The following is a 13,036-nucleotide window of genomic DNA, read 5'->3' on the forward strand; positions in this document are numbered from 1 at the left end:
GGAGTGAAATCATGGAAAACCGAAGGAAACCTGCGTCTCTCGCCGCCACGCTCGACATAAACTGCGACTGCAAAGAAGCCGTGATCGACTATCTGACGCGGGCATTCCCGGTCCAGCAGATGACCTTCTTCCGCGATGACACCGGCGAGGTGCGCTCGCGACCGCTGTTCGACGAGAGCGGCCACCCGGTCACCAACCCCGAAGCCGAAGCCGAGCGCGACAATCTGGTCGAGCAGCTTTGCGCGCTGCCGCCGATCGCGGCCGTGCTCGATGCCATCATCACCCGGTTCGGCACCGAGATGGTCGCCGAGGTGACGGGGCGCACCAAGCGCCTCATCACGGTGAGCGGGGGAGGGCAGAAGCTCGAATCGCGCTCGGCCCGCGCCACGCAGGCCGATTCCGCCGCCTTCATGGAAGGCACCAAGCGCATCCTGGTCTTCTCCGACGCCGGCGGGACCGGGCGGTCTTATCATGCCAGCCTCGATGCGAAGAACCAGCAGCAACGCGCGCATCTGCTCCTGGAGCCGGGCTGGAGGGCCGATCGCGCGATCCAGGGCCTGGGACGTACCCACCGCACGCATCAGGCCTGCTCGCCCCTGTTCCGGCCCGTCACGACCGACTGCAAGGGCGAACTCAGGTTCACCTCGACCATCGCGCGGCGTCTAGACAGCCTCGGCGCTCTGACGCGCGGCCAGCGCCAGACCGGGGGGCAGAATCTGTTCGACCCGGCCGATAATCTCGAAAGCGACTACGCCAAGGCGGCGCTCATCAGCTGGTATCACCTGCTCGTCGCGGGGAAGCTGACCAGCACCAACCTCACCGATTTCCAGCATCGCACCGGCCTGGAACTGCTCGATACCGACGGCGTGTTGAAGGAGGATCTCCCGCCCATCCAGCGCTGGCTCAACCGGTTGCTGGCGCTGCCGATCGGGCTCCAGAACTGCATCTTTGACGAATTCCTGGCGCTGGTCGAGGCACGGGTCGCGGCCGCGCGCGAGGCGGGGACACTCGATGTCGGCGTCGAGACGATGACGGTCGAGACCGCGACCGTGCTCGACGATACGATCCTGCGCACCGACCCGGTCAGCAAGGCGACCTCGCACCTGCTGACGATCGAGGTGACCCGGCGCCGCAACCCCATGTCGCTCGAGCGCGTGCTGCGCATCGCCGATACCGACCAGACCGCCGTGTTCGTGCGCAACGGCAAGTCGGGCAAGGTCGCGCTGCGCACCAACGCGCGCTCCTGGCTGACCGAGGACGGGGTGGCGGTGTCGCGCATCGAACTGATGCGTCCGACCCGGCACGAATATCTCGCACTCGACGATCTCTACGAGACGGCCTGGGAGGAATGCAGCCGCGCACGGTTCGAGGCGGAATGGTCGGCCGAGGTCGACGAGATCCGCGGCAAGCTCGACGTCGAGACGATCCGGCTCGCGACCGGCCTTCTGCTGCCGATCTGGTCGGCGCTGCCGAGCGACCATCTCGTGGTCAACCGCGTGGTCGATGCCGAGGGTCGCTCCTGGCTCGGGCGCATGGTGTTCCCGGGCGACGTGCCGGCGCTGTTCTCGAAGATGGGCCTCGACAGCAACGACGTGCTCAGCCCGGCCGAGGTCGCGCGCGCCGCGATGGAGGGCGGGACGGTCACGATCCGGCGACCGTTCGTGTGCGAGGTGAAGCGCGTACGCGTCAACGCCAAGCCGCGCATCGAGATCAGCGGCGCACCGGCCGACCAGCTCGCGTGGCTCAAGTCGATCGGCTGCTTCACAGAGATCATCGCCTACAAGACGCGCGTCTTCATCCCCGTCGAGACGGCCGATGCGGTTCTCGCAAAGCTGATGGCCTGACCGGCACGATAACAGCCAGCTAGCAGCAAGGTAGCCGCTTGTCGGCGAGCCCCAGTCGCCCTCCCGCCCAAGCGGGAAACGAGAGGGGAGAAGGAGCGGGGAGGGTGTCCGGGTCGGGGGAAACACCCGTGCACCGGACACTTTCCCGCTCATGGAGACGATAGATGACCCAGACCGTCAAACTCGCGAAGCTGAAGCGTTCCGAGAAGAACGTGCGCACCACCCCGCCCAAGAATATCGAGGCGATGGCCGCCAGCATCCGCGCTCGCGGCATCATGCAGAACCTGCTGGTGACCGCCGCCCGCCCGAAGGGCATGTTCGAGATAATCGCCGGCGATCGCCGCTATCTCGGTGCGATGATGCTGGCCGAAGCCGGCGAGATCGTTGCCGCCGACTATGACGTGCCGGTCAAGATCATCACCGGCGACGAGGCGGACCTGCGCGAGGTGTCGCTGACCGAGAATTTCCAGCGCGAGCAGATGACCGTCGCCGAGGAATGCGTCGCGTTCCAGCACTTCCTCAAGACCGACGGTGACGTCGACGCGGTCGCCAAACGGTTTGGCCAGACCCGCCGCTTCATCGAGGGACGGCTGCGCCTCGCCGATCTTGCCGAACCGATCTTCGAAGCCCTGGCCGCGGGCAAGATCTCCTACGAGATGGCCAAGGCCTACGGCTCGACGGCCGACAAGGCCAAGCAGGAGCGCGTGTTCGAGCAGTATGGTCACTCGTCCTACGTCAACGCCGACCAGATCCGTCGCGCGATCGCCAACGACACGATGAAGGCGACGGATCCGATCGCGATCCTGGTCGGTGCCGATGCCTATGTCGCCGCGGGCGGCCGCATCGAGCGCGAACTGTTCAGCGAGGACGGTGACCGCTGGACCGACCCGGAACTCGCGCAGACGCTCGCTGCCTCGCTGATGGAGGCCGAGGCCAAGCGGCTCGGCGAGGAACTGGGCGTCGCATGGGTGCGCCCCGTCGCCACGACCAGCCTCTACGGCATCACGTCCGACCTCCACCGCGTGACGCTGCCGGCAGCGCCGCTGACGGACGAGGAACAGACGCGCTGCGACAAGATCGAGGAGCGCGTGCAGGTCATCGAGAGCGATATGGAGGACGAGGGTATCGATGACGACACCTATGCCGCGCTCGATGCGGAATCGGATCGGCTGCGCGAGGAATATCAGGCGATCCACGACAAGGCGCCCGAGCTGACCGACGAGGTCAAGGGCCAGGTCGGCGTCTTCCTGACGCTCGGCCGCGACGGCAAGATGACGCTCGACACGACCTATTACAGCGAAACGCCGATCCGCCTGCCCGGGGACGATCGGCCGCTGCCGTCGTCGCCGTCGTCGCGTCGCACCGCCGACCTGCCGCCCGAGGCGGTCGCTCCTGGCGGCAAGCCGCTCAGCGCGCGGCTCCATGACGAACTGGCGGTCCAGCGCCGCGACATCCTCGCCGCCTCGATCCTCGGCGATCCGGGGCTCGCGCTCGACTATATGCTGTTCTGCCTCGCCGACCCCAGCCACGGCTACGGCCGCTACGGGACGACGGTTCGGGCAGGGCGTCCGCAGGACCCGCAGATGCCCAAGGATCAGCCCGCCACGCAGGCGCAGGTCGCGATCGCCGAAGCCCGCGAGGGTCTCGACACGTCGTGGACGGAAGGGTCGAACCCGGTCGAGCGGTTCGAGGCGTTCCGCGCGCTCAGCGACGACGCCAAGGCGGCCTGGCTCGCGGTCGTGGTGGCGACCTCGCTCGAGGCCAAGCCCGATTACAGCTCGGTCACCACCAACCCGCTCCATGCGCGGCTCGCCTCGATCCTCGAGATCGAACCCGCCAAATGGTGGCGCCCTACCTCGGCGAACTTCTTCGACCGCGTGTCGAAGGGTACGCTGCTGGCGCTGCTCACCAACGTCGGGGGCGCGCCGCTCGCGGCCCGCTACATGGCCTCGAAGAAGGGCGAGATCTCGACCAGCTGCGAGAAGCTGTTCGCCGGCGAAGCGATCACCGAGGCGGAGACCAAGGACGCGGCGCTGGCCTGGGTGCCCGACGCGATGCGGTTCGATCTCGTGTCGGTCGCCGGTGCCGACGAGGCAATCGACGACGAGCCCGGCGATGAGGGCTTCGACGACGACGACTACGGCGACACCGATGATCTCGGTGCCGACGATGCCGGGATCGACAGCGACGAGGCGCTGATCGCGGCCGAATAGCCCCCCGATACCCCCGGCCCGTTCGTCTCCCGGGCACACCTTGGCGGCTGTCCCTCACCGGGGCGGCCGCCTTCTTTTTACCCGCGGACCGTCACGCGTGGCCCGCGCATCGAGGGAGCTTTCCCATGACCTTTCACCGCAAATCGACTGCGCCACGCCGCGATGTCGCGGCCGAGATCACCAACCTCATAATCGCCAAGCTTGAAGCCGGCGTCCTGCCCTGGTCGCGCCCCTGGGGACTGACCGGGGCAGGGGGGCGACCGCTGCGGCATTGCGGCACGCCCTACACCGGCATCAACGCGCTCTATCTCTGGGCGATCGGCGACGCCCAGGGGTTCTCTGGCCGCAACTGGATGACCTACCGACAGGCGACCGAGTTGGGCGGACAGGTACGGCGCGGCGAGCATGGCGCGCACAGCGTCTATTATTCAACCTTCTCGAAAACCGAGGCGGACCGCGTCACCGGCGAGGCGGCGACGAAGAATATCCGGTTCCTGCGCTCGTACACGGTGTTCAACGTCGATCAGATCGACGGTCTCCCGGCGTATTATTATCCGGTGCCCGCACCGCCCGAACCGCGCATCGAGAGCCGGCACCGCGCCGCGATCGATGCCTTCTTCGGAGGCCTGCCGGCGACCGTGCGGCATGGCGGCGATCAGGCATTCTATTCGCCGATCGGCGACTATATCCAGCTACCGCAGCGCGGCGCGTTTCGCTCGGACGATCATTACGCCAGCACGCTCGCGCACGAATATGTCCATTATTCGGGCGCGCCGCAGCGCCTCAACCGCGAGTTCGGCAAGAAGTTCGGCGACAACGCCTATGCGTTCGAGGAGCTGGTCGCCTGCATCGGCCAGTGTCTGGTGTGCGCCGACCTCAATCTGCCCGGCGAGCTGCACGACAATCACGCCAGCTACGTCGACCATTGGCTGAAAATCCTGAAGGGCGATTCGAGCGCGATCATCAAGGCCGCGGCGAAAGCCGAGCAGGCGGTGACCTGGCTCCACAACGCCGCCGTGGGTGGCGCGGCCGAGGTCGACCAACCCGAAGCCCTCGCGGCATGACCCGGAGATCTCACCATGCACATCGAGTTGCGCAAGCTGAAGGTGGTCGACGCTTTGTCCGAGGAAACGACTTGCTACTCGGCCGAGATCTGGATCGATGGGCAGCGCGCCTTCCTCGCGTCGAACCGCGGGCATGGCGCCGCGGACGATTACCATGCCGTCGGCAGCGTCACCGAACAGGCGGTCGATGCCTGGCTCGCCGCCAACCGTCCCGTCTCGCGGCTCGGCGACAGCGTCATGCCGCACTGCCTCGAGTTCGAGGTGGCGGCGCTTATCACCCGGATCGAGGAAGCGAAGCGGCTGCGCCGGCAATGCCGGACGAAGCTGGTGACGATCGAGGGCGACCAGGTGTTCTGCTATCCGCTGAAGGGCAGGGCAGCGCCAACGGTGTTCGCCAACGTCCAGCGGCGCACGCCGACGGCCCGAATGGTCAATGGGGACGATTCCGCGATCGACGAGGCGGTCACGCTGATGATCGCGCAGTCCGAAGGGGACATGGCATGATCCTCGATCTGATGGCGCTGCTGACGCCGGCGCCGCTCGATCCACTGTGGGAGGCCGAGAAATCGGGCTGGCGGTGCTTCGTGATGGGCAATACCGGCTGCTGCCATCGACGCGGCAGCCGACTCGAAGCAGCATGGCAACGCGGGTTCGACGCCGCATGTCGGTCGGGCGATGCCGGACGGCTTATGCTATAGCCAGACCGTATTACCACCCGAGGGCGCTGATGCGATGCGGAGCTTCGACCCGACAACCGGCCTTTCGCGGTCGACACGCAATCTCCTTCTTCTGGCGATCGTGCTGGCCGTCATTCACCATGCCGACCATGTGCTGCGCGTGGATCACAGCGGATGGCCGTTCCGCGCGATGGTGACACCGTTCACCTTCAGCCTCATCGCCTATCCCGTCCTGCTGTTCGCGCTGCTCGGCCGAGCGTCGCTGTTCTGGCTGCGCTTCGCCCTGCTCGCCATCGGCGCCGCCCTGACGGTCTTCGCGCACGCGACGCTGGAGAGCCCACGGATGCAATATGCGATGTGGGCCTATAATCGCAGCCTTGAACCGCAATTCTGGGACGTGCGCAATCTCTGCGGCATCCAGTCGGGTACGATGGGCGTCATCGCCGTGATCGTGTCGATGGCGCTCAATGTGACGCTGGTTGCCACCTGCGTTTCGATGCTCAGGGATGGCCTGGGTCGGCATCGCGGGCACACGGACTGATCCTGACCGTACTCCAGGCAAGAAGGAAAGAGGGACGGGATGGGCTGAGCGCATAGGGCGCTCAGGGAGCCCATCGATGCCATACGACGTCGCCTTCCGCCACCAGCAGGCGCTCGACCCGAGCGCGCTGGTCACGATCGGAGCGAGCCTCCACGCCATTACCCGCGCGATCGATGACTGCCGCAACGCCGGGATCGCCTTCGAAACCGATCCCGCGGTCATCCTGCTCGCCCGTCACCTCGCGAGCGTTACCGCGCCGCAGTCCGAGGACGCGCTGCTCAAGCGGCGCTGCATGGACCGCATCGCCGAGTTGCGACAGCACCCGGCATTGCTGACACTCGCGGTGCGGGGCGTCGCGCACGACGCGGCCGCCAAGGATCGCTTCCACAGCGACGGACGCAAGGCGCTGCGCCGGCTCGCCGACACGCTGGGACTCGACCCCGCGCACTATGACCTGCGCTCGAACCGCAGCCACGCGTCGCGATCGGGCGAGATCACCCTACACGGCGAGGAGCTGTGGATGCAGCTATCGCTCCACGGCACCATGGCCGATCGCGAGGTCATCTACCGCCGCGTCAGCGGCCGTCACGACCACCTCGGGGAGCGCGACTGCTACGCCTCGATCCGCGACCTGCTCGCACCCGAGCGGTTCGCCGTGCGGCTGCGCAAGGAATTGCGGCTCACAGCGCCGGTCGCCGAGCCGGTCAGCCTGTTCGGCTGATCGATCACCCATCCACACCCGCGAAAGGACCGCCATCATGGGCTGGCTCAGCATGCCGCTGTCGTCGATGTTCCCGCACACAGGCCCCAAAGCCTATCTCGACGCGCAATTCACCTACGACAACCGCGACGCGGACGGAAAGGGGAAGGCGCTGCGCGTCATCGCCTCCTCGTGCCTGCGCAACAAGGTCTGGTACGCAGCCGTGGTGCCGTCCACCGATGGCAACGACGAACCCGCCTTCGCGGCCGTGTGCATGGTCAGCTGGAACCCGCGCGCCAAGGACGGATTTGTGTTCGCCTACAAGGATAGTGCGCCGTTGTGGCGCTGAAAGGAGTATCAGTAATGATGAGGTAAGTTGAGGAAACCTCTGCCCGCCAAGCTAACCTTGGGTTCGAAAGACCTGAAATCCGGAAACGGACAGGGGACAATAGCATGCTTGGAGTAAGGCCGAATGCGTTCCAGTCGTAAAGGAGCGATGCCGGTCAGGGCAAGACGCGTAAGGTGAAAGCTACACTGCTTAAATCCCAGTCTGCAGCGTTTTATATAGCGGAAGCTGGCGAAAGCGACTGACACGCCAGTCCCGGACGATGGCAAGAGTCTCATGTCTTGGCTCTTTGCTCCTCAGCCCGTCCGGCGCGCCTCTCGTCGAGGGGTTTAGTGGATGAACGGGACACCTAACCGCGTCGTATCTCCGATCAGTGTAACTACGGGATGCCCTAAACAGGCGGCTTCGGCCGACCTGCATGGGTACGGAGCCGCCATAGTACTCAAACGCCCGGGGTAATGCCTGGGACAGCTTTCCAGTCGGGGAGACGGTGCATCCGCATAAGGAACGGGCGACCGGGCCGAAAGCGGAGACCGCCGGGGGAAGGGCGGCAGTTGCGATACTTCAACCGAAATCATGGGGTGTGCTGATGCTACCTGAAACTGTGATGGCCCGGTTGGAGGCCATTCCGACGCTGGCAGCGTCGGGCAAACGAGTAAATGGGCTTCATCGTCTGATGGGGTCTCGGCTTCTCTGGGAGCAAGGACTCAAGAAGATCGTCTCCAATCGGGGGGCGATGACGCCGGGTGTCGATGGCGAGACCTTCGCGGACTTCGGTCCGGAAGACCTCGACCCATTGATCGCCAGTGTGGTGGCTGGAGCCTACAAACCGAAACCAGTGCGTCGGGTATTCATCCCGAAAAGCAAGGGTAAGCGGCGTCCGCTGGGGATACCCACGCGCGACGACCGCCTCGTCCAGGAGGTGGCGCGCCAACTCCTCGAAAGGATCTATGAGCCGGTGTTCTCGAACGCCTCGCATGGGTTCCGGCCGAGGAGATCGTGTCACACGGCGCTTGAACACGTTAAAGCCGTCTGGACGGGCGTGAAATGGCTTGTTGACGTGGATGTCGCTGGGTTCTTCGAGAACATTGACCATGACGTCCTGCTCAAGCTGTTGCGGAAACGGATCAACGATGAAAAGTTCGTTGGCCTGATCGGTGACATGCTGAAGGCGGGCGTCATGGAGGGGCGGACGCATAATCCGACCTACAGCGGCACTCCACAGGGCGGGATCGTGTCTCCAATCTTGGCAAACATCTACCTGCATGAGCTCGATGAGTTCATCGCAGGCCGGATAGCCGCCTTCGAGAAGGGAAAGGTCCGTGCCACGAACCCGGAGTACGGGAGAGTGGCAGCACGCATCGCTAAAAGGCGAGCGCGGCTCAAGCGTCTACAGGCCAGCGATAACGCTGACTTGGCAGCGATCGAGGTCTTAATCTTCGAGATCAAAGCTTTGTCGAAACAGATGCGTACCTTGCCGTCGCGAGACGCCATGGACGCCGGATATCGCCGACTTCGCTACTGCCGGTATGCTGATGATTTCCTTATCGGTGTGATCGGTAGCAAAGACGATGCACGACGTATCTTCGCGGAGGTTGGGTCGTTCCTGACCACCGAGTTGGCACTGAGCGTATCCGAGGAGAAAAGCGGTATTCGAAAGGCGAGCGATGGAGCTGCCTTCCTCGGTTACGAGGTGCGAACCTATACGGGACGTCAATGGACAGTGCGGAGCCAGCGCGGCTCGCAGCACTTCAGCCGTCGGCCTCCGTCAGAGGTGATGCAACTCAGCGTTCCTTGGGAGAAGGTTTTCGGGTTTGCCGCAAGGAAGGGGTATGGTGACATGGCTGTATTGAAGGCCAAGCATCGAAACATCCTTCTTAGCTGTAGCGATGTCGAGATCGTCCTTGCATATAATGCCGAACTACGGGGGTTTGCGAATTATTACGCCTTGGCGAGGGACGTGAAGCAAAAGCTCAACAGGCTAGAGTTCATCCACCGCTGGAGTATGTTCAAAACCATGGCCAGCAAGCACAAGAGTAGCGTACGTGCTGTTGCCGCCCGTATGAGGTCGGGGCAGGAATATCGCGTCGACTATTTGGTCGACGGCCAGCCTCGGTCGGTTAAGGTCTGGAAGCTGATGTATTTGGACCGTGGGTGGGTAGATAAGGCCAAGGTGGATATCCCACCGCGGACTCAAATCTATTCCCATTCACGGACGGATTGGGTCGATCGTCAGAACGCCAAGCAATGCTCGGCGTGCGGGCGGACGGACCGTCCGTGTCAGGTTCATCACGTCGAAGGGTTGGCCGATATTGCACAACGTGGTTTCGCTGCGGAGATGAAGGCTGCGCGGTCACGCAGGACGAGAGTCCTGTGCGACCTGTGTCATGTTGACCTACACCGTGGACGCTTGTCCGATACCCGGAACATGAATGGTATTATCGCAGCGGAGAGCCGTATGCAGTGAAAGCTGCACGTACGGTTCGGCGGGGGGGTCAGGGCTGACTCTTTGAGCAGCACCAACCCTACCCGACTGACCGAACACGCCGGGCCATGCGAGGCCGAATGCCCCGAGCGCATCCTGTCGCTGCTCGGCGACACCGACGATCCCGGTGCCCTGAACTGGCGCCGACGCTGCCTCGAGCGGCTCGCGACGCCGGTACGCCCGCTCGAACACGGCATGCACATCCGCTTGCCGAGCAAGGTCACCTTCGTCGACGGCTATGAGGGCGACGAGTTCATCGTCCACAAGCGCGGCCGCAAGATCTCGCTCGCGATCCCCGGCAACGGCTACCCGAAATATCGGATCGGCAACCTTCGCAAATGGGCGTGGACGCTCGTGCCGCCCAAGCCCGAAACCCGCGTCCACAAGACGGTGTTCGGTTGATCGCCGACATCCCCCACGTCAGGATCATCGCCATGTCCGCCCCGTATCCCCCCGTCACGCCCAGCCCCAAGCGGTCGCAGCTCTGCAGCCGCGCCCATGCCCAGCGCGTCGCCATGCGGATGTTCGATGCCGGCGCACGCCAGGTCTCGATCGTGCGCACCGGCGATCCGCTGCAACCCTTCCGCGTTCTGCCGATCATCGTCGACGGACCGAACGTCGAAGTCGAATTGCGCTACGCATGAGGGGCGCCCTGCTCCTCGGCATCGCCGCGCTCGCCGCCTGCGGGGCAGGGGAACCCCAAGGCCGCGACGGGGCGACGATCACCGGCGAGGGGCGGGCGATCGACGGCGACACGGTCTCGGTCGATTTCCGCCTGTCGGGGGCCGACGCCTTCGAGCGCAAGCAGATGTGCTCGAAGGACGGTGCCTGCTATCCGTGCGGCAAGTTCGCGCAGGATTCCGCCTCGCGTATCCTCAAGAGCAGTGTCGCCACGATCCGCATGACCGGCGCGAGCAGCTACGGCCGTCCGATCGCCATCGTCACGGTCGACGGCTACGACCTGGGCGAGCAACTGATCCTGCAGGGTCTGGCGGTGCCGGCGACGCAATATCTGCGCGGCGATCCGCAGCGCGCCGCGCGCTATGTCGCTGCGGCCGAACAGGCGCGATCAGCGGGCCGCGGCGCCTATGCGGGAGAATTCATCGATCCGGCGCGCTGGCGGCGCGGGGAACGGCTCGCGTGCGAGGCGCGTTACTGATATCCCCCCCTGGAAGAGGCGGTCCGGCATGCTCCCTTGCCGAACCGCCTTTTCTTTTTGTCGTCAGCCCTTGAGCTTCGGACCGGGGCCACGATCGTCGGAATCGTAATCGGGTCCCGGGTCATGCGACCAGGACGCGCCGATCGCGAACGCGGGGTCGAAGCGGCCCAACGGACCATCCGGCTCGGCCGCGACATACGGATTGACCAGCGGCTTCACCGGCAGCTTGTTGCGATAGATGTGCCCGGCGATGCGACCGCGCGCCTCCAGCAGCTTCTCCAGCCAGACGAGATCGTCGAGCATGGTCACGACGCCCTTGCCGGCGACGCAATAATAGAGGCACCGCTGGAAATCGTCGCACGCGGTGCTGAGGATCGTGGTCAGCTTGACCTTGCCCTCGTTCTCGCCCTCGTGGATCCATTCGAGCGATTCCCGCAACTCGCGCGCCGAGAGATACGCATCCTCCGGATTGCTGCCGATGCACGCCCCCGCGAGCATGCGCCGGGTAACGCGAATATCCAGATCGACCGACAATTCGGTGAGCACCGCATCGAGGTCGAACTCTCCGATAAATTCCGAACGCTTCATGGCCAGCTCCTTTGTTCATTGAACGTAACGTGAACAAAGGCGACAAGGCAAGCATTATGGAGTAGCTTCACCACCATGTGGCTCGTCCCACGCGATACCCGGGGTCTTACCCTGCGCTCGCCCGTACCCGACGTGGTGCGCGAGGCGCTGGTGCGCTGGTACACAGGCGAAGGCGAGGACAGCGATCACCGCGCCTCGGTCATCATGGTGGTCAAGGCACGCGATCATCACCAGTGGATAGCCTGCGACTGCCTGGGGGAGGGGACGGACCCGCCGCTACTCTCGCCGGCCTATCTCTCCGAAGCCGAAACCTATTACCTGCGCCGGCTCACCAGCATCCGCCAGCGTCGCCCCGAACATGACGTCGACTGCCCGTTCTTCCGGGAGCAGGCGCCGCCCCGCATCCGCGAGAAGGCGACCACCACCCCGCGCACGATCCACGAGCCCGACGGGCTGTTCTCGGCGCACCGGCTCGCCCCCGAGAAGCTGGCGCAGCTCCCTGATGACAGCGAACCCGACGATCGCACCCGCGGCGTCGCGATCCCGCGCCTCGCGCGCCTGCTGTGGCAGTTGATGGAAATGGCGCAGGTCAACGTCGTCGAACCACTCGAGGTCGGCGAGCCGCGCACGACATCGATGGCGAGCGAGTTCGCGGCGATGCGCGCCGCGGCCGAGCGGGTCCAGATCGCACCGGGCATCCCGCTCGCGCGCCATCTCTACACCCATATCGACCCCTACGAACGCGGCATCGTATTCGCGAAACTGCGCGAAGCGGCGAAGAAATGGCCGACCGAGCACGCCCCGCAGGCCTTCCTCCTGCTCTATGCGATCGACGTCTCCGGCTCGACCATCACGCTTGCCGAAGGGCGCGAGTTGATCGTCAAGAACCGCATCCGCCACATCGGCGTCCACCAGCGCCACATCGGGCCACCCTATCTGGTCCTGGCCGTCGTCGGCGAGCACAACCCGCGTGAGGGCTATGCCTGCCTGCGCGCCTATGCGCAGCCGATCGCGCGCCCCGCCAACTTTGTCGCGATCCACAATCTCGCCGAGCGCAAGACGATCGTCGGCCTGCTCGATCTCCAGTACCGGCTTCGCCGGCGCGGCATCGGCGTCGGCTTCAAACGGCTCCTGTTCGATATCGCGACGTTGATCGGGGAGATGCGTCCAGACCTTCTTCTCGACCTGCGCGACTTCACCACCGGCGAGGTGATCGAGGCGGCACTCGAAGTCGTCACCGGCGATGACGCCGACACGCTCGGGTTGAAACTGCGTCAGGTCGAAAAGCTGCGCGAGATCGCCCCCGTCGTGACGATCCATGCCGAGGATCTCGAAGGTGACAGGCTCGAGGCCGCCGTGCTCGACCAGCTGCACATCGGATGACGTCGTTCACAGGAATTTAATCGAGGGCCATCATCC

Annotated in this window: 14 protein-coding genes; 13 read left to right on the plus strand and 1 reads right to left on the minus strand. The window is 64.9% G+C overall.

Translation table 11 applies throughout. The annotated features are described in order from the left end of the window. Window positions 1-80 precede the first annotated feature (80 nt). The 12 genes from ACH0BU_RS14905 to ACH0BU_RS14960 all read left to right on the plus strand — a co-directional run bounded on the left by ACH0BU_RS14905 (window position 81) and on the right by ACH0BU_RS14960 (window position 11,029). Window positions 81-1,844 (plus strand): strawberry notch C-terminal domain-containing protein, encoded by a 1,764-nt coding sequence (locus tag ACH0BU_RS14905; protein ID WP_010408893.1) that lies wholly within the window; start codon window positions 81-83, stop codon window positions 1,842-1,844. Window positions 1,845-2,008: 164 nt separating this feature from the next. After that, window positions 2,009-4,057, plus strand: coding sequence for a ParB/RepB/Spo0J family partition protein (locus ACH0BU_RS14910; RefSeq protein WP_037447387.1), 2,049 nt, complete (start codon window positions 2,009-2,011; stop codon window positions 4,055-4,057). 125 nt (window positions 4,058-4,182) lie between these two features. Next, window positions 4,183-5,121 (plus strand): ArdC family protein, encoded by a 939-nt coding sequence (locus ACH0BU_RS14915; RefSeq protein ID WP_037447385.1) that lies wholly within the window; start codon window positions 4,183-4,185, stop codon window positions 5,119-5,121. 15 nt (window positions 5,122-5,136) lie between these two features. Continuing rightward, window positions 5,137-5,625, plus strand: coding sequence for a hypothetical protein (locus ACH0BU_RS14920; RefSeq protein ID WP_037447383.1), 489 nt, complete (start codon window positions 5,137-5,139; stop codon window positions 5,623-5,625). After that, entirely contained in the window at window positions 5,622-5,819 is a 198-nt protein-coding gene (locus ACH0BU_RS14925; RefSeq protein ID WP_037447380.1) for a hypothetical protein, read from the plus strand. Before ACH0BU_RS14920 ends, ACH0BU_RS14925 begins: the two co-directional genes overlap by 4 nt. A 34-nt stretch (window positions 5,820-5,853) precedes the next feature. Next, window positions 5,854-6,339 (plus strand): hypothetical protein, encoded by a 486-nt coding sequence (locus ACH0BU_RS14930; RefSeq protein ID WP_037447366.1) that lies wholly within the window; start codon window positions 5,854-5,856, stop codon window positions 6,337-6,339. 76 nt (window positions 6,340-6,415) lie between these two features. Beyond that, the gene (locus ACH0BU_RS14935; protein WP_037447363.1) at window positions 6,416-7,060 is read left to right on the plus strand and encodes a hypothetical protein; all 645 of its coding nucleotides are present in this window, start codon (window positions 6,416-6,418) and stop codon (window positions 7,058-7,060) included. Window positions 7,061-7,097: 37 nt separating this feature from the next. After that, a complete protein-coding gene (locus ACH0BU_RS14940; RefSeq protein ID WP_500264261.1) occupies window positions 7,098-7,388 on the plus strand; it encodes a hypothetical protein in 291 nt (96 codons plus the stop codon). A gap of 586 nt (window positions 7,389-7,974) precedes the next feature. Beyond that, on the plus strand, window positions 7,975-9,852 hold the full coding sequence (locus ACH0BU_RS14945) for a reverse transcriptase domain-containing protein (protein ID WP_198356472.1): 1,878 nt from the start codon (window positions 7,975-7,977) through the stop codon (window positions 9,850-9,852). A 42-nt stretch (window positions 9,853-9,894) separates the two neighbouring features. Further along, entirely contained in the window at window positions 9,895-10,272 is a 378-nt protein-coding gene (locus ACH0BU_RS14950) for a DUF6927 domain-containing protein (RefSeq protein ID WP_500264262.1), read from the plus strand. Further along, window positions 10,269-10,514 (plus strand): hypothetical protein, encoded by a 246-nt coding sequence (locus tag ACH0BU_RS14955; protein WP_081873262.1) that lies wholly within the window; start codon window positions 10,269-10,271, stop codon window positions 10,512-10,514. Before ACH0BU_RS14950 ends, ACH0BU_RS14955 begins: the two co-directional genes overlap by 4 nt. Beyond that, on the plus strand, window positions 10,511-11,029 hold the full coding sequence (locus ACH0BU_RS14960) for a thermonuclease family protein (protein ID WP_037447358.1): 519 nt from the start codon (window positions 10,511-10,513) through the stop codon (window positions 11,027-11,029). Before ACH0BU_RS14955 ends, ACH0BU_RS14960 begins: the two co-directional genes overlap by 4 nt. Window positions 11,030-11,092: 63 nt before the next feature. Here the strand turns inward: ACH0BU_RS14960 and ACH0BU_RS14965 are convergent, their stop codons facing one another. Then, on the minus strand, window positions 11,093-11,617 hold the full coding sequence (locus ACH0BU_RS14965) for a hypothetical protein (RefSeq protein WP_016510268.1): 525 nt from the start codon (window positions 11,615-11,617) through the stop codon (window positions 11,093-11,095). Window positions 11,618-11,692: 75 nt separating this feature from the next. On the opposite strand from ACH0BU_RS14965, the gene ACH0BU_RS14970 reads away from it, so the two are divergent. Continuing rightward, on the plus strand, window positions 11,693-13,000 hold the full coding sequence (locus tag ACH0BU_RS14970; protein ID WP_037447350.1) for a DUF8535 domain-containing protein: 1,308 nt from the start codon (window positions 11,693-11,695) through the stop codon (window positions 12,998-13,000). The last annotated feature ends 36 nt before the right edge of the window (window positions 13,001-13,036 follow it).

Origin of the sequence: Sphingomonas olei (genome assembly GCF_045369765.1) — a bacterium.
In the GTDB taxonomy this organism is placed as follows: domain Bacteria; phylum Pseudomonadota; class Alphaproteobacteria; order Sphingomonadales; family Sphingomonadaceae; genus Sphingomonas; species Sphingomonas panaciterrae.

Bases quoted from the DNA above. Each gene is read 5' to 3' on its own strand.
- ACH0BU_RS14910 (WP_037447387.1), top strand. From the start codon at position 2,009: ATGACCCAGACCGTCAAACTCGCGAAGCTGAAGCGTTCCGAGAAGAAC.
- ACH0BU_RS14915 (WP_037447385.1), top strand. From the start codon at position 4,183: ATGACCTTTCACCGCAAATCGACTGCGCCACGCCGCGATGTCGCGGCC.
- ACH0BU_RS14920 (WP_037447383.1), top strand. From the start codon at position 5,137: ATGCACATCGAGTTGCGCAAGCTGAAGGTGGTCGACGCTTTGTCCGAG.
- ACH0BU_RS14925 (WP_037447380.1), top strand. From the start codon at position 5,622: ATGATCCTCGATCTGATGGCGCTGCTGACGCCGGCGCCGCTCGATCCA.
- ACH0BU_RS14930 (WP_037447366.1), top strand. From the start codon at position 5,854: ATGCGGAGCTTCGACCCGACAACCGGCCTTTCGCGGTCGACACGCAAT.
- ACH0BU_RS14935 (WP_037447363.1), top strand. From the start codon at position 6,416: ATGCCATACGACGTCGCCTTCCGCCACCAGCAGGCGCTCGACCCGAGC.
- ACH0BU_RS14940 (WP_500264261.1), top strand. From the start codon at position 7,098: ATGGGCTGGCTCAGCATGCCGCTGTCGTCGATGTTCCCGCACACAGGC.
- ACH0BU_RS14945 (WP_198356472.1), top strand. From the start codon at position 7,975: ATGCTACCTGAAACTGTGATGGCCCGGTTGGAGGCCATTCCGACGCTG.
- ACH0BU_RS14960 (WP_037447358.1), top strand. From the start codon at position 10,511: ATGAGGGGCGCCCTGCTCCTCGGCATCGCCGCGCTCGCCGCCTGCGGG.
- ACH0BU_RS14965 (WP_016510268.1), bottom strand. From the start codon at position 11,617: ATGAAGCGTTCGGAATTTATCGGAGAGTTCGACCTCGATGCGGTGCTC.
- ACH0BU_RS14970 (WP_037447350.1), top strand. From the start codon at position 11,693: ATGTGGCTCGTCCCACGCGATACCCGGGGTCTTACCCTGCGCTCGCCC.